Origin of the sequence: Dolosigranulum pigrum ATCC 51524 (assembly GCF_000245815.1) — a bacterium.
In the GTDB taxonomy this organism is placed as follows: Bacteria; Bacillota; Bacilli; order Lactobacillales; family Carnobacteriaceae_A; genus Dolosigranulum; species Dolosigranulum pigrum.
Map to the genome: position 1 here is coordinate 20,637 of NZ_JH601104.1, position 15,402 is coordinate 36,038.

The following is a 15,402-nucleotide window of genomic DNA, read 5'->3' on the forward strand; positions in this document are numbered from 1 at the left end:
AAAAGGGCAAGTCCCTTTTTGGACTCACCCATTGTGGTCATATCTATTTTGTTTGATGGTTTTTACGGTATTGGCCCGGTGTCATATCATGTTCAATTCGAAACTTCCGAGTAAAGTTCGATACATCGAAATACCCCACTTCAGCCACTAATTCTTTTATTGGACGATTTGTACTCACTAACAATTTCTTAAATCGGTCCATACGCAAGTTTTGAACAATATTACTGAATGACTCCCCAGTCTCTTCTTTTACTAACTTACTGGCATATGAAACGGAGATATTATTCTCACTGGCAATATTTTCTAGTGATAGATCAGCTGATGTATAGTTATCATAGATTGCTTGAACAACATTTTTTTCAATTTCACTACTTTCAGCTTTTTTAAGAGCTGCCATTTCTCTACATATTTTCACTATAAACTGATCTAATAACTGCCTTGCTTCAGTCAAGTCAGTAAACTGACTCAGTTCGGTCAACAGTTGGCCCTCTTCTGTTAGAGCAAAAGATTCAGCGAATTGAATTAATTCATTCCAAACATAAGCCACATTTGCTTGTAGCAAGAAATCATTTGTCGGTGGTAAGGTCTGCAAATCTGCAAATAATTGTTCCACAACTTCTTGAGCGGTTTGTAGATTAGCTTGTTTCAAACTTTGGATTAACAATAATACATCTTTTTCTGGATAATGAATCGTCTCTTGGGTTGATTGTGTTTCTAATTCCTTGAAGAAGTATACTGTTTTGTCATCATTCTGCTCGGTGTTCAACCGCTCTAAGGCTGCACTCGCTTGAATGTATGAATTATTCAAATACGTATACTCATCTGACGCTAGCCCGATTGCAAACTTTAACCGATCTTTATCCACCCAATTAAACTGACGGCAAATTTTACGAATATAATACATAATCTGGATCATCGAGTCATCATTATTCACATCAAAGTTAGCAATAATATAAAGTTCATTATTTTTAAATAGTGGAATAACTGGCTCCAATGAATAATATATCCGATTCAAACGATCTCTAATGGCTGAGGCAATATGCTCAACCGTCTCGCTTGCTTCTCTTACGGGATTATCACCAAATTCGACAATTATAACTCCCTTATATCGAAAGGGCAGTTCAATTTCATAGCTTGCAGCATGTTGTTTAAATTGATCATCTGATGTATATTTTCCTTCAATTAAATCTAGTAAAATGCTATTGCGAATAAAGAGCGCTTGTTCATTCATCTTAGAACTCAATGATTCTACGTTAGAAAACGTACTCGTCACTTGCTTCTGTAAAAATTGCCATTCGTCACCTGTACGCTCTTGATCGTCACTATCTTGACTTAATAAATCTGTTAACTTCTCAATTGGTTGATAATGTCGTCGTGCCAAATAATAAGAAATCGCTAATCCGACTAATAACAATACGAATAGACCCATTCCTACGCCACCCAATGCTTGATAAAATGAACGATAATGCTTATTAATATCTGTCAGTGCTACAAATTTCCAACCCGTTCGTTCATTTGTTCGCTGTGTAATATGATAATTAATCCCATCCAAACGTGCCGTCATTTCATCCTCAAATGAAAAATCAATGTCTTCAATCATCTCAGCATCAAGTGTTTGATAATAATCTGAATTGAGCACAATATCATTATTTTCATTCAATAAAAGGGTCATACCGACTTCGCGACTACCTAATGTTCCAAGTAAATCACGTACATGACTAGCATTGACCACATACATAATCTGCGCATAATTCGAAGCGCCAATGGGTAACGTATAATATATCTTATTACGCTCCGCATACAATTGTTCATCAGCTGTCATCATCATCTCACGCAATCGTTCGGGGTTATCCGCACTTTTGAACTCGGGACCATATTCCAACAAAGCTTCAATAGAATTCGTTCCGTGCGGTGAAAAAATAAATGATTGATTGGGATAAATAATGAACATAGACTGAACTGAATCAACTGCTTGCCGGTAGACACGCACTAAATTATTATATTCATTGTATTGATTATTCATATAAACTGCACCGGCTGGAAAACTATTTTCATGATTAATAAAATCACGCATACTATGCAAATCATCAAATGTACGATCAAGTTCATCATCCAATTGTGTCAGATAGGTTTCATTAAGTTGCGTAATATCCTCTCGAATATTTTGAATATAAATCGTATTAATCAAAAATACTAATAAAATTAAGGGAATAGAGAACACAAAAATATAAGATAACATATATCTTTTCAAAACACTGGGCTGTTTCTTTCGCGTCATGCTTCTTCCCTCCTAATGTTATAAATTATCCCGCTTATACTGTTCGACCCGATTGAATCCTGTATGATTGAACCACGCTAACGGTAGTAAAAATAATGTAAAACCAAAAAACACCCCAATAAATGGAAACGCATAAATGATATGATACACCGCAAATAAACCAAATAGTCCCGCCAGCGTATGCATAGGTGTCGCTAAACTTAAGAAAAATGACTGCTTCAACGTTTCCTTATAACTCACATCGAAGCTAGACATAATAGTAAAGATATAACTTGTCAAAAACACAACTCCGACCATAACAGCAATCAAGGCATAGCCTAAGCCCACTGATTCAATGTGCATCTTATTCACATACCAATCAATTCCTAAGAATGCATACAGCACCGCCACCGTATAACCTACCAAATTAGCTAATTTGAAATTTTTTTGCCATGAACGATGAAATACTTTGAAATTCTCATGCTTGGCATATGGATCAAGAATCCATGATAATAACACTTTTACGCCAGCTGTCAGTGCAGGGAATAAGCCTAAAATTACTCCGCCTTTTATTGTGCCGAACAGAATATAAATATGTAACAAGAAGGCATCAGCAATCCATCCCCCTATATTCGTTAAAAATGTAGTGAACTTACCCGGTCCTTTTTTTCCTTGCGTACTCATTATTTCGCTCCTAGCTCTCTTTATATAAATTCTACCATCTCATTATACTACGAATCAGTCGTTATTTAAAGAAAGGGGTTACTGCTTTTGCTTAATAAACTCATTTTCAGTTACTTGACTTTCAGCAATCAGCCAGTTTTGATTCTCTTTCACTAATGTATAATTGGTTTCTGACACATGATCGCGGTAATGATCTGCCTCTGGTGCTTGATCAATCGCGACTGTTTGCAACAACACTTTAATCAGCATCTGTTCTGGCTGTTGATCAGCTACTTTTATACCCAAAATTGTATGTTCTAACTCATAGGCGTCGAAAAATGGGATCAACTCTTTGCGAGTATCTGCTCGCGCCTCTGACACAATTGTCGCTACATAACGCTCAATATCTCTATCTTGGGCGGCTGCTAAATTCTCTTTAATAACTGTTATTGCTTGCTCTACTTCTGCTTGATCTGTTATTTCGTCGGCTCCTTCAATCTCATAAGTTACGGTACTTGGATCAGTATACTGTCTATTTTCCGGCGAGACACAGCCCATTAACATCCACGCTACCCCCATAACTAGCACACTCATTTTACGCATAAATTGTAATCTCCTTTAAAATCATAAACTTTTACGATGATCATCATTCATCTTAACAAATAACCCCTACCGATACAATATAAATAATTTGTTATTATAACAATGGACCCGCTTTCTTTTTCATGATATACTTGTATTACTTAAATGAAACGGAGTGATTATGATGGACGATCCAAATAGCCAAAACAAATATGCGGGTCAGAACCTAGCTGGAACAGATGCTGTTTCCAGTTATGCTCAACGAAAAGGGATGTCTGAATTGACAAAGAAAAAGCACGAAAAAGATGAAGGTCTTGATCCAGAAGAGCACCAAGGTAAGACAGAAGGTGAAAAACAAGCTGAAAGTGTCCCAGAAGATTATGAAAAATTTAATCTCGATGCTATTGATGATACGAAGGCAAATGACACCGATAAACATTAAATTTTATATAAATGACCAAAGGAGCTATCCAACTCAGTAAAAGGGTTGGATAGCTTTTTTTATGGCTTTTCCCTGATTTTTTTCTTTATAAATGGTATGATGGGTAATAGATTACTAAAAAAAGAAGGACGTTTTAAACATGATATCGATATTCAATAATTATCCACTCATTGCAGCATTATCATCGATTCTTATCTCACAATTGATTAAATATCCAATTGGTTTATCCTTAGGTAAAAGTGTGCAACCCTCTATTATCTTCTCAACAGGAGGCATGCCTAGCTCGCATTCGGCCGGAGTCGTCAGTGTTATGACTGCTCTTATTATCGAATATGGATGGACCTCTCCACATGTTGCTATTGCGATCACCTTTGGCTCAATTGTTATTTTCGATTCAATGGGGGTCCGCCGACAAAGTGGTGAACATAGTATTATGATTAATGAATTATTTAATGATTTCAAGGAATTGCGCCAGAGTTTTGTTAACTTAACCCAAGAAGGGATGAAAGAACTTCCTGCAATTGAACGAAAATCACGCGAAATGCTCGGACACAAGCCGATTGAAGTATTCTTCGGTATACTGTCAGGCATTATCATTTCGGTAGCAATCTATTACTTATTTTATGTGTAAAAAATGAAGGAGGAGTTAACATGTCAACCCTATACGATATTACAATTATTGGTGGTGGCCCTGTAGGAATGTTTGCCGCCTTCTATGCTGGGATGCGACAAGCTTCGACTAAAATTATCGAATCTCTCCCTATCTTAGGTGGACAACCTCATATTCTTTATCCTGAAAAAATGATCTATGATGTTGGGGGCTATGCGAGTATAACCGGAGCTGAACTAACTGACCAGTTAATCCAACAAATGAATCACTTTAACCCTACGATCTGTTTAGAAGAAAAAGTATTACTGATCGAAGAGGAAGCCGATCAATTCAAACTTACAACCACTAAAGGTACCCACTACTCCAAAACTGTTATTATCGCAACAGGTCAAGGATCATTTAAGCCACGTCGCTTGCCATTCAATTACCCTGAAGTATTTGAGCAAACTAATTTGCACTATATTGTGCGTAACTTAGAACAATACCGAGATAAAAAAGTGGCGATCTGTGGTGGTGGAGACTCGGCTGTTGATTGGGCGCTAGCTCTAGAAGGAGTTGCCTCTGAAGTGTCTCTCATCCATCGTCGCAACCAATTCAGAGCTCATGAAGGGGCCGTCCAACAGTTAGAACAATCATCAGTGCAACTACTCACCCCTTATATTCCCAAACAACTTCACAGTTCAGATAATCGACAGATTGATCAACTAACATTGAGCAAGAAACGTTCGAACGACACACTAACTATCGATATCGATTACCTCATCGTTAATTACGGCTTCGTCTCTGCAATGGATGAAGTAAGTGACTGGGGCATCCAATTAGATAGTCGCGGTATTCTTGTCGATCGCGCCATGACCACCACAGTCCCGGGTATGTTTGCTATCGGTGATGTCGCTCACTATGATGAAAAAATAAAATTAATTGCAGTAGGTTTCGGTGAAGCACCGACCGCAATCAATCATGCCATGTCTTATATTGATCCAACTGCACACAAACAACCCATTCAAAGTACTGAATTATACTTATAACTAAAGGAGAGCTAACTATGATTCAAATTCAATCAGATAAAACATTAAGCCAAAAAGCTATTGCCCGCATTCAAGAACGTGGTGTTACTCTTGAAGATATTGCCGAACTGGTCTATGACTTACAAAAGCCGTACCTAAAAGAATTATCCATGGAACATTGCTTAGATAATGTCAAAAAAGTCTTGGAAAAACGAGAAGTATGTAATGCCGTTCTAACGGGTATCGAGCTCGATATCCTAACAGAAGAAGGCAAACTCTCTAGCCCTCTCAGTGAAATTATCGCCTCTGATGAAGGACTATACGGTATTGATGAAGTCTTGGCACTGTCTATTGTTAATGTCTATGGCTCCATTGGGTTTACGAATTTCGGATACTTGGACAAGACCAAACCAAAAATCATCTCTAAACTCGATACACATCTTGATTCTGACATGACTCATACGTTCTTAGATGATATTGTGGGCGCTATTGCTGCAGCTGCTGCCAGTCGCATTGCCCATGCTGATCCTGGTGTCTCCGCGATTATGCAATAATCTTATTAAACAAAAATCGTTTATCTTTGCAAAAAGATAAACGATTTTTTTAACGCGACTGACTAACCTTCCCTATTAAATAACCTCCAACCAGCATACTCTCTAACAAAATAAAGGCAAATAAAAAACAATACATAAAGAAATCTTGCGTTAGGACCGTAATAATGGGGTCTGTTGCGGGATTAAATAGCCAATCCTCATTGTTAAATAAAATTTGGTGGAACAAAACAAACATATAATCAAAGCTGAACGCTAAAAACACTGTCAATCCTATCGGCACAACCATTGCTACCTTAAAAGGCTGTCGCAGCGACCACAGATAGTGTTGTTGCTTCAAATAATTCACATAATATATTGAACCTATCGCACTTATAAAAAGGACCGCATAATTAACCCCAAATAACACCTTCACTTCATAAAAATGAAATGCTCCACTGGCAGATATCGGAAAATCCGGCATATTCAATTCATTAATCCATGGTACGTGTAAATAGCGTAATAGCACATAATAATTTTCCATAATCGTCTCATGAGACAGCCCAACTTGTTCGGGAATATTCCCAATATAGAGTGACCATTCAAACAGTGGCACAAATAAAATCGTTAACGCAATACTGAGGGTCAAAATTGTCAAAAACAAACTAGTCTTGCCTAATAGATGACCCAGTTTATATTTATTCACTCGCTTCACAACCTATTCTATTTCCCAGTCATCTAATGTTTCAATGACATAAGTGGGTTGTTTCTCCACCTGTTCCAAGTCTTGCTTTGTGGTAAAGCCACTCAAAACAAGTAACGTATCAATTTCATTATCGAGCCCAGAACGGATATCCGTCTCGTAGTTATCCCCCACCATTAAAACTTCTGAGGCTTGACAACCTAATTTTTCCAGAGCTTTTTCCATAATAATAGCTTCTGGTTTCCCGATGAATTTTGGCGACACATCTACTGCTTTTTCTACGAACGCAACTAATGCCCCATTGCTCGGCGACATTCCCCGCTCAGTTGGAATATTAGTATCTTTATTCGTCGCAAAAAATTGTGCTCCCGCTTGAATAAGTAATACCGCTTTTTCTAACTTTTCATAAGTCACTTGGCGGTCTAATCCAATCACTACATAATCAGGTGCTTGATCATCGAAGATCAGTCCTTTTTCTGACAGGGCATCGAGTAAGCCCTTTTCCCCAACAGCATAAACCGTCTTTCCACCTAACGAAGCTAAATAATCGGCTGTGGCCAATGAACTGGTATACACCTCTTCAGGATAAGCCTCTACCCCAACCCGACGCAACTGCTCTACCTTATCACTTGGATGTCCGGTCGAATTATTTGTTAAGAACAAAAACGGCACCTCTTTTGCACGTAAGCGCTCAATAAAGCCGGGTGCTTCTTTAATCGGATCTGCACCGCGATACATGGTTCCGTCCAAATCAATAATATATCCTTGATAATTTTTTTTCACGTGATTGCACTACCTTCCGCTATTTTAGTTATTTTGATTTATGGGGCTTCTTTTTAAACTTCGCTTTTTTCTTATGATACTGCTGGTTGTCCTTGCTATTATAGGGTTTAAAGTGCTTTTTAGGCGCCAACCGTTGCAAAACAAAATACGGACAACCAAAATTACAAAACTCAGCTAAATAATCTTCTAAATACGAAATTCGCATATCAACCGGTACTTTGCGTTGATGATCAGCATAAAATCCGCGTAACCTTAAGGCTTCACGCGATAGATCACCGACAATATAGTCATATTTTTCAAAAAATTCTGTGTAACGATTTTCTAGCACCTCTATAGCTAGTGCCTCTTTATAATTTTGTACAATTTCATATTTAACACCATTAATCATTAAGTGGTTACTGTCAATTTTTTTAATTAATCGTTTAGTTTCAGTTAAATTTACTTGCTCTTCAATGAGTTGGTCTGTTTTTTTATCTACTGATTTCTTCTGAATCATTAATTTCCCCACTTCCTTAACTATTCTCTTCCATTTTATCATAAGTCATGGTGCAGAAAACACTGATAACAATTATGATGCTCGCTAGATCATTGTAAAAATAATGATATGATGTGCTATTCTTTGTGATATAGTGTTATGCTATTGACAGCGGGTCTGCTTATGGGCTGTTCACATATCGATCACTATCAACAAGCCCTTAGTGGTGACTCGAATGAAGCCGATAGTACCCAGTCATCATCCAATGTTGCCCTATCGGAAGATACAGCTGAACAAACAGATACAGCTAAACAAGCTACTAGCAAGTCTGAAGAAGAACTAGAACAAGAGACTACTCTCCCTTCTAATACTACTCAGCTTGAATTAGTAGATATTTTAGACGGACATCCTATTACACCTAAATCAATTGTTTCTAATGGTCAAGGCAAGTTATTGACAAATAATATGATGTATTCGCACAATGTCGCTTTATTTGATGCTGAGACATTACAGTTGGATCATGTCTTATCAGATTCTGTTGATTTTTCTGCATTCGATGTACCTGGTTATGAAGATTATGTTGGAGAGATTGCCGGCGCACCTGTAGAAGCGGTTTGGACCGATGATGGACAATATGCTTATGTATCGAACTATTCTCTAGCTGGTGTAGGCGCAAGTGCTGATGATAATTGTTCTCATGGAGATGCGATTACTCCTTCTGTTGTTTATCGTTACTCACTCGCCCAACAAGATTGGGATCAGGTCATTCCAGTCGGGCGTGTACCGAAGTATGTTGCCCTGTCGCCCGATCAATCAAAATTACTCGTATCTAACTGGTGTGATAATTCACTATCCGTTATTGATACGAAAACAACCAAAGAAATTATGCAGATTCCTCTCAATACTTTCCCTCGAGGAATTGTTGTCTTACCTGATAATGAGACAGCTTACGTGACTGCTATGTATGCCCATGAAGTTTACCGCGTGAACTTATCAACGGGTGAACATGAAGTAGCCTTTGCAACAGGGGACTATTCGAAGCCACGTCACTTAGTACTCAGTCCAGACGGCAAAACGGTTTATTTAACATTATCTGCATCGAATGAATTATGGTCATTCGATGCTACAAGTGGGGAAATTTTGCAAAAAACAGCAACAGGACTTGAACCTCGAACAATGGAAATTTCTGAAGATGGAACGGCTCTTTATGTCGTTAATTATGATGAAGCAACCATGTCTAAATTTGATGCCAATAGTTTAGAGGAGATTCAGCGCGTTGACACACATGCTAGTCCCATCGGTGTAACGTATGATCAGACAACCGATACCGTGTGGGTAGCTAACTACAATGGGACACTTCATGTCTTCGATGATACCGCCGAACAATCAACAAACTAACTTATTCATACAAAAAAATATGCTACTTAAGGTCGACTCTACCGTTAACCATTAAGTAGCATTTTTTTAGGCACGTTTTTTCAAAACAATATTCAAGATTAAAGCAGCTAATGTTCCGGTTGAAATACCTGATGATAGGACCATCTGGACAGCTGCTGGAAGTCCATTCAACACATCTGGGCGTACAGTAACGCCAATACCCAGTGCAAAGGCAACAGAAATAATCAACAGTTCTCGATCGCCTAATTCGATTTGCGATAAGACTTTCAATCCTTGTGCCGCAACTAAACCAAACATAATAACACCCACACCACCTAAGACGGGTTGTGGCATTACTGAGATCAAGGCACTCAACTTAGGAAAAACACCTAACCCTGCTAACATAATTCCCGCAACAATCATCACATGACGACTTGCAACTTTTGTCAAGGCAACTAATCCCACATTCTGGGAGAAAGCCGTATTAGGTCCTGCACCGAAAACTCCAGCTAACAGTGAGCCCACTGCATCCGCCAATACACCACCAGCTGTTTGTTCGCTATCCACTGATTCATTTGCCGCTTCTCCAATTGCCATCATAATACCGAATGTTCCAATCATCGAGACCACATAGGCCGGAATAAAAGAAAGAATTGAGGCTGGATTGAATACTACCCCATAGCGAAAAATATTAGGCAAAGCAAACCAAGATGCTTCACTAACTGCTGTTAAATCAACCATGCCTAGCGGTAAACAAATTAAGTAACCAAAGACCATCCCAATAAATACTGACGCTGTACTTGCAATACCTTTCCCATAATGATTCAAAAATAAAGTAAATAGCATAATAATAAAGGCAACCGTAATATTTTGCAGTGAGCCGTAATCTTCAGCCCCTACGCCACCTGCCGCCCAATCAATCGAAACAGGCAATAGCGTAATCCCAATTAAGGCAACAACCGTCCCTGTAATGAGCGGTGGGAAAAATTTTGTCAATGGTTTAATAAAACGACTCAAAATAGCTTCAACAAGCGATCCACCTATCGTTGCACCAACAATCCCTGCCATACCAAATTGAGCTCCAACACTGATTTGAGGATTTACAAAAGTGAAATCTGTTCCCATCATACCGGGAAGACGTGCTCCAATTGGGCCAATACCGTACGATTGAATAACTGTCGCTACTCCTGCAGCAAAGATTGTTGCACTCACAATCACGCCAGTTTGCTCAACGTCAAATCCTAATGCCCCCGAAACCACGAGTGGCACAGCAATAATTCCCGCAAAAGCTGCTAAGATATGCTGCAATGCTAATATAATGGTTATTCCTAGTGGCGGCCGGTCCTGCACACCATAGGCTAATTCTTGTGTCTTATGTGCTGATGTTGTTTGAGACATCTTATCGCTCCATTCGTTTTTTAATTATTTATCATCTCTTTCTATTAATATACATTAATTTCATTCGGTTTTCAATAGATTAATCGAATATTTTTAATTTTATATTATTTAATGTTCGTTTTTAGTCTGGTTTCAACTTTACTCAAGGTAGCTGCTTCCATCACTATAATCAATCATCACACCGGCTTGTTCATTGGGCACAAAGATATTAAATTGCAAAGTCTCACCATTATCATCCTGCGACCAGCCCATCATTTGAACCCCATGTGGGACGAGATTATCGTTATCATAAATTGGTATAACACTGTAGACGACACGCATTCCTTGTTCGACCACATGAGCGACAAAGTTCTCAAACGGCAACATCCCTTCCGCATTGAATTGACGCGTGCCCGTGATGAAGTTCTCATAATCATTATTCCCCGTTAGCTGCCAACCTAACAAGTGCGACCGATTATATAACCAGTTCCCTGAAACTATTTCATAGTTTGCTTGTTTCCATCCACTTGGTTCAAACGTTGGGTTATCTCCGCGTTGTTCTGGTGGTAATAATTCTTCATCGAGTAGCGCAATTGCGGCTTGTGCACGACCGAATTGATCCAGTGGCGACAAGTCATAAAATGGCTCCTCCGCCTCCAATAACTCTGAATCAAATACGGGAATATTATCATTAATCTCTATATACAGCTCTCCCAATGGCAAGTCATCAGCACGAGGAATCTCGCCCGCAGGATCTGTATTCTGACCCGTCTGGACACTCCCCATTGCTGACCGATCTTGACTATCTAAATAATGACACCCCATCAAGAAGCCGGACAGCCCCAGGAAGAGAGCCATAAACATGTATTTTTTCATAGATAACTCCTTCTCTTCTATCTAACAAATAACAATATAACAACAGCAAACATTCACTACAACAGCTGCTCATTCCGATTCATCAGTTGTAGAACTGCCACCTGTAAAATCAATGGTTAAAGCTGCTAATTTTTAGATCTATTCAGGTGGATTACTATCATTGTAAACTGAGATTCATGTAACAATTTTATGTAATTATCATTTTAATTGTCTTTCCATTATAACAATTGTTCCCTGACCGTTATCGCTTTCTATTCCTTTTGGTACGAAATTATTTTTATTCCAAAATGCCGCACTTTGAGAGTTTCCTTTCATATAACCAAGTCGGATTGCTGAAAAACTAATTTCCCTTAATTCTGAGAAACATTCATCTATAGTCTCTGTCCCTACTCCAGTTCCTTGTTTATCAGATAATACCATGAATAATCCAATAAATGCGGTGTCTTCATTAGGATAATACAGAATCAAATCCATAATAGCAATAAGCTCCTTTTCTTCAAAGAAACCAATATAGTATTTATCTTCTAAGCTCTTTTTTGGTGGCAAAGCTTTCATATCATCTAACACACTCTGTATGTTCGGAGTAGGAGGACAATGCTCAAAATAAAGCGGGTTTGTACATTCTAGTTTTAATACAGCTGGAGCATCTGATGCCTTTAGTTCTTTTACTTTATATTTTGTAGATAATTTGTTTATTTCTATTCTCATGCTAACACTTCCGCAAATTGCAATTTAGATAATTATAATCTTTCATCTGTCACAATGTGTAAAATTTCTTTATGTTTAGATTGTAAATATGACTTCATAAATACAGGATATGCCACAACCTTATCAAGGTCTTCAATGGGTACCCAATGCATATTTTCTTTAACTCCTTGAGTAAAACTATTACTCATTAATTTTTGTGTCCCTCTTGATTTCATTAAAAAATAAAAAGCTATTTCATGAGAATCTAATCCTTTATATTTTCCTGTAGACTCAACAAAGAAATTTTCATGGATAATTGCAAGATGTTCAATTTCATAATGAATTCCCGTTTCTTCAAACACTTCTCTTTGCACGGCTTCTTCGGCCGTTTCACCAATATGAACTCCTCCGCCAATCGAATAGTAATAGTCATTTATTTCATTTCCGGCAAATAGAACACAGTCATTTTCAACAATAATTGCTGCAGCTCTATACCTGAATCTTTTATTTTTACTTTGAAAACAACAATCTTTCTGCATCTTTATTCTATCCTTCTCTTTATGTTGATGTACTGTTTACAACATTTATTTTTGTAATAACCGCTCTAAACAGCACACCAACTATTTATTTTTTGAGTTTTAAACTTTGGTAGAAGTCTTGAACTCCTTGTATTTACACAACTATTTACCTCTATCACTATTATGACACGAAACCCTTTGGACACATCCTAGCATCTGTCAGCTCACGATAGTCCAAGTATGTACAAGAAAGATCAAGCACTAGCGTCAACTCATTGTTTTAGCAACACTTTTCTTGATCATTATTGGGCAAGAAATCAATCACATTAAAGCATAGCGTTCGAATTTGTGGATACGTCATACAAAAGAGCGTCTGTCTGAATAGATTGATCTCATACTTATGCCAATGCCTCACTTGCTTAAGCTAATTATACATTTGATCAACTTGGTGCGTGTCATACGGAACACCTTACAGCGCATGCTTGTGCTTGCGTTAATTGCTTGCGATGTCATAATAATCTAAATTTCTTACCAGCTTTCAACGGAAATCACACCTTCCTGATGTCCACAATACAAGACATCGCCTGGACATCTATTCGCTTATCATGTACAATGTCAGTGTAACATAGATGGAAGCGAATAAAAAGCAGACAAAGGGAGTGATCACATTGAAGTAATCCATTAAAATCCCCGCCGGCAATTATTCATTCTCTTTCACTAAGATGCTTCACTGATTGATAAAGTACGCTACTATAAAAAAGAAGACTATACAATGAATATCAAAAAAAATTATTACCACCTTATCTACTGTTGCGATTTGCAGCTGTAGGTTGTGGACTATCAGCTTTAACCGATTAGGAGGTGATTATAATGATCAACCGTAAGTCATTCAATTTTACATCGACATTTATTGTGTTCCCGCTAGCGAGCCTGATCGCGTTTATCATATTTATGCTGTTGTGTAACCAATCTTTTATCATGGCGGGATTGATCATGACGGTGATTTACTACATTACCGTTAGTATCATAATTGCAACGAAATATCATGTGACCCTCATTGAGAAAGAATAGCCTAGCATTCAATTATGAGCAAAACGCTCCCTTACCCATACCAAATATAGAAGAACCAGCAATTCCCTAATCATACTTATAGGAGTTGCTGGTTTCATTTATACTGACAATATTTATAGTCTAATAATCTACAATCTTTGTGCCGTGGAAGTTTTCAGTTGCAATGTGTTGTCTCACGTCTGGTAAATTCTGGTAATTCACACCGCCACCCACCAATATGTCAATCCGACCATCTGCATGCTCAATTAAGTCATTCAGATAAGCAGCATTATCCAGCACTGTCCCGTCCACACCGCCATGCGTTAGAATACAATCCACATCATGATCCACTAACCAGTCCAAGGCTTCTTTTTGTTGTTCAGGAGTAATATGATCGAATGCCATGTGACAAGTGACCTTCAGATTGCCTGCTTCTGACAATAACAACTGCATAGCTTCTTTATCCAGCTCTCCAGCTTCTGTCAAACACCCAAAGGCCAATCCTTCCACGCCAATGTCACGGCACATCTTGATATCTTCTTGCATCATCTCTAATTCAACAGCGGAATAAACAAAATCACCGCCACGTGGTCGAATCATGACACGAATTGGCACATTACGGCCAGCACAATATTGTTGTGATGCTTTAAGTACTCCTAGTGAAGGGGTGGTTCCGCCCACCGCTAAGTTATCACATAACTCCACTCGATTTGCTCCGGCATCCAGAGCTTCTGGTACATCGGTAAAATTCTCCGCACAAAATTCAATAATCATCTTTATTTTCCTTTCTACAGCTTATGTCCAATCCATTCTATCCAATATTTCCCTTGACAATCGGCCAAAATTCTCCTACATTAGAAATACAGTAAAGGAGCATTCGATGACTAAGAAAAAATACTACGCAGTAAAACACGGACGACAACCCGGTATTTATACAACTTGGAATGAGACCAAAGAACACGTACACGGGTTCCCCAGCGCTAAATACAAATCATTCTCTACTCGACAAGAGGCTGAAGAGTGGCTTGAGCCTCCTACTTCTAACGACACTGGTTTGCAAGCCTATGTAGACGGCTCTTATGACAAAAAAACAGGTCGTTATAGTTACGGTGTTGTGTTGCTTCAAGGCGGGATTGAATTAGCACGACTGGCCAATTCAGATAATGATTCCCGTTACAGTACAAGTTTCCAAATTGCCGGTGAATGCTTTGGCTGCTTGAATGCTATGCAGTGGGGAATTCGTCATGGTTACACAGAAATAACAATTTTCTACGATTATCTCGGTATCGAAAAATGGGCCACTGGTGAGTGGCGTGCCAATAAGCCTGTTTCACAAGATTATATTCGCTACTACCAACAGTTCAAGTCACGTATAGAGGTTACCTTTGTTAAAGTTAAGGCGCATAGTGGCGTTGAAATGAATGAACTAGCTGATCAACTCGCCAAAAAGGCCTTAAAACAATAA

General features: G+C 38.4%; 18 protein-coding genes and 1 pseudogene. 7 read left to right on the forward strand and 12 right to left on the reverse strand.

Annotated features, from left to right (window positions below; translation table 11 throughout):
- Nucleotides 1–43 precede the first annotated feature (43 nt).
- From HMPREF9703_RS07045 to HMPREF9703_RS07055, 3 genes are all read right to left on the reverse strand, one after another.
- Entirely contained in the window at nt 44–2,278 is a 2,235-nt protein-coding gene (locus tag HMPREF9703_RS07045) for a helix-turn-helix domain-containing protein (RefSeq protein ID WP_004636693.1), read from the reverse strand.
- 18 nt (nt 2,279–2,296) lie between these two features.
- Nucleotides 2,297–2,941 (reverse strand): YesL family protein, encoded by a 645-nt coding sequence (locus tag HMPREF9703_RS07050; RefSeq protein WP_004636694.1) that lies wholly within the window; start codon nt 2,939–2,941, stop codon nt 2,297–2,299.
- 78 nt (nt 2,942–3,019) lie between these two features.
- Nucleotides 3,020–3,523 carry a hypothetical protein gene (locus HMPREF9703_RS07055; protein WP_004636695.1) on the reverse strand — a complete coding sequence of 168 codons (504 nt, stop codon included), beginning with the start codon at nt 3,521–3,523 and terminating at the stop codon, nt 3,020–3,022.
- Nucleotides 3,524–3,686: 163 nt separating this feature from the next.
- Between HMPREF9703_RS07055 and HMPREF9703_RS07060 the strand changes: the two genes are divergently transcribed.
- The 4 genes from HMPREF9703_RS07060 (at nt 3,687) to HMPREF9703_RS07075 (ending at nt 6,115) form a co-directional block, all read left to right on the forward strand.
- Nucleotides 3,687–3,944, forward strand: a complete 258-nt coding sequence (locus HMPREF9703_RS07060) for a hypothetical protein (protein ID WP_004636696.1) — start codon at nt 3,687–3,689, stop codon at nt 3,942–3,944.
- 139 nt (nt 3,945–4,083) lie between these two features.
- Nucleotides 4,084–4,575: a divergent PAP2 family protein gene (locus HMPREF9703_RS07065; protein WP_004636697.1), complete on the forward strand. Its 492-nt coding sequence runs from the start codon at nt 4,084–4,086 to the stop codon at nt 4,573–4,575.
- Between the two features lie 20 nt (nt 4,576–4,595).
- Nucleotides 4,596–5,582, forward strand: coding sequence for an NAD(P)/FAD-dependent oxidoreductase (locus tag HMPREF9703_RS07070; protein WP_004636698.1), 987 nt, complete (start codon nt 4,596–4,598; stop codon nt 5,580–5,582).
- 17 nt (nt 5,583–5,599) lie between these two features.
- Nucleotides 5,600–6,115 (forward strand): phosphatidylglycerophosphatase A family protein, encoded by a 516-nt coding sequence (locus HMPREF9703_RS07075; protein WP_004636699.1) that lies wholly within the window; start codon nt 5,600–5,602, stop codon nt 6,113–6,115.
- 49 nt (nt 6,116–6,164) lie between these two features.
- Here the strand turns inward: HMPREF9703_RS07075 and HMPREF9703_RS07080 are convergent, their stop codons facing one another.
- Genes HMPREF9703_RS07080 through HMPREF9703_RS08780 form a run of 3 tightly spaced genes read right to left on the reverse strand, consistent with a single transcriptional unit; the run spans nt 6,165 to nt 8,073 of the window.
- Nucleotides 6,165–6,797: a TIGR01906 family membrane protein gene (locus HMPREF9703_RS07080; protein ID WP_004636700.1), complete on the reverse strand. Its 633-nt coding sequence runs from the start codon at nt 6,795–6,797 to the stop codon at nt 6,165–6,167.
- 12 nt (nt 6,798–6,809) lie between these two features.
- A complete protein-coding gene (gene nucF, locus HMPREF9703_RS07085) occupies nt 6,810–7,577 on the reverse strand; it encodes a 5' nucleotidase NucF (RefSeq protein WP_004636701.1) in 768 nt (255 codons plus the stop codon).
- Between the two features lie 28 nt (nt 7,578–7,605).
- A complete protein-coding gene (locus HMPREF9703_RS08780) occupies nt 7,606–8,073 on the reverse strand; it encodes a YutD family protein (RefSeq protein WP_004636702.1) in 468 nt (155 codons plus the stop codon).
- A 162-nt stretch (nt 8,074–8,235) separates the two neighbouring features.
- On the opposite strand from HMPREF9703_RS08780, the gene HMPREF9703_RS07095 reads away from it, so the two are divergent.
- Nucleotides 8,236–9,450 (forward strand): YncE family protein, encoded by a 1,215-nt coding sequence (locus HMPREF9703_RS07095; protein WP_167535655.1) that lies wholly within the window; start codon nt 8,236–8,238, stop codon nt 9,448–9,450.
- A 66-nt stretch (nt 9,451–9,516) separates the two neighbouring features.
- Here the strand turns inward: HMPREF9703_RS07095 and HMPREF9703_RS07100 are convergent, their stop codons facing one another.
- The 5 genes and pseudogenes from HMPREF9703_RS07100 to HMPREF9703_RS09295 form a co-directional block, all read right to left on the reverse strand.
- Nucleotides 9,517–10,827 carry a nucleobase:cation symporter-2 family protein gene (locus HMPREF9703_RS07100; protein WP_004636704.1) on the reverse strand — a complete coding sequence of 437 codons (1,311 nt, stop codon included), beginning with the start codon at nt 10,825–10,827 and terminating at the stop codon, nt 9,517–9,519.
- A 138-nt stretch (nt 10,828–10,965) separates the two neighbouring features.
- A complete protein-coding gene (locus HMPREF9703_RS07105; RefSeq protein ID WP_004636705.1) occupies nt 10,966–11,682 on the reverse strand; it encodes a DNA/RNA non-specific endonuclease in 717 nt (238 codons plus the stop codon).
- A gap of 198 nt (nt 11,683–11,880) precedes the next feature.
- Complete coding sequence (locus HMPREF9703_RS07110; RefSeq protein WP_004636706.1) at nt 11,881–12,390, reverse strand: GNAT family N-acetyltransferase; 510 nt, start codon at nt 12,388–12,390, stop codon at nt 11,881–11,883.
- 32 nt (nt 12,391–12,422) lie between these two features.
- Entirely contained in the window at nt 12,423–12,908 is a 486-nt protein-coding gene (locus HMPREF9703_RS07115) for an NUDIX hydrolase (protein ID WP_004636707.1), read from the reverse strand.
- 65 nt (nt 12,909–12,973) lie between these two features.
- Nucleotides 12,974–13,081: pseudogene (locus HMPREF9703_RS09295) on the reverse strand (restriction endonuclease subunit M); the annotation flags it as partial.
- 676 nt (nt 13,082–13,757) lie between these two features.
- Here HMPREF9703_RS09295 and HMPREF9703_RS07120 point away from each other — a divergent pair.
- Nucleotides 13,758–13,958, forward strand: coding sequence for a hypothetical protein (locus HMPREF9703_RS07120; RefSeq protein WP_004636708.1), 201 nt, complete (start codon nt 13,758–13,760; stop codon nt 13,956–13,958).
- 120 nt (nt 13,959–14,078) lie between these two features.
- On the opposite strand, the gene HMPREF9703_RS07125 is transcribed toward HMPREF9703_RS07120, so the two are convergent.
- Nucleotides 14,079–14,711, reverse strand: a complete 633-nt coding sequence (locus HMPREF9703_RS07125; protein WP_004636709.1) for a copper homeostasis protein CutC — start codon at nt 14,709–14,711, stop codon at nt 14,079–14,081.
- A gap of 106 nt (nt 14,712–14,817) precedes the next feature.
- Between HMPREF9703_RS07125 and HMPREF9703_RS07130 the strand changes: the two genes are divergently transcribed.
- The gene (locus tag HMPREF9703_RS07130; RefSeq protein WP_004636710.1) at nt 14,818–15,402 is read left to right on the forward strand and encodes a ribonuclease H1 domain-containing protein; all 585 of its coding nucleotides are present in this window, start codon (nt 14,818–14,820) and stop codon (nt 15,400–15,402) included.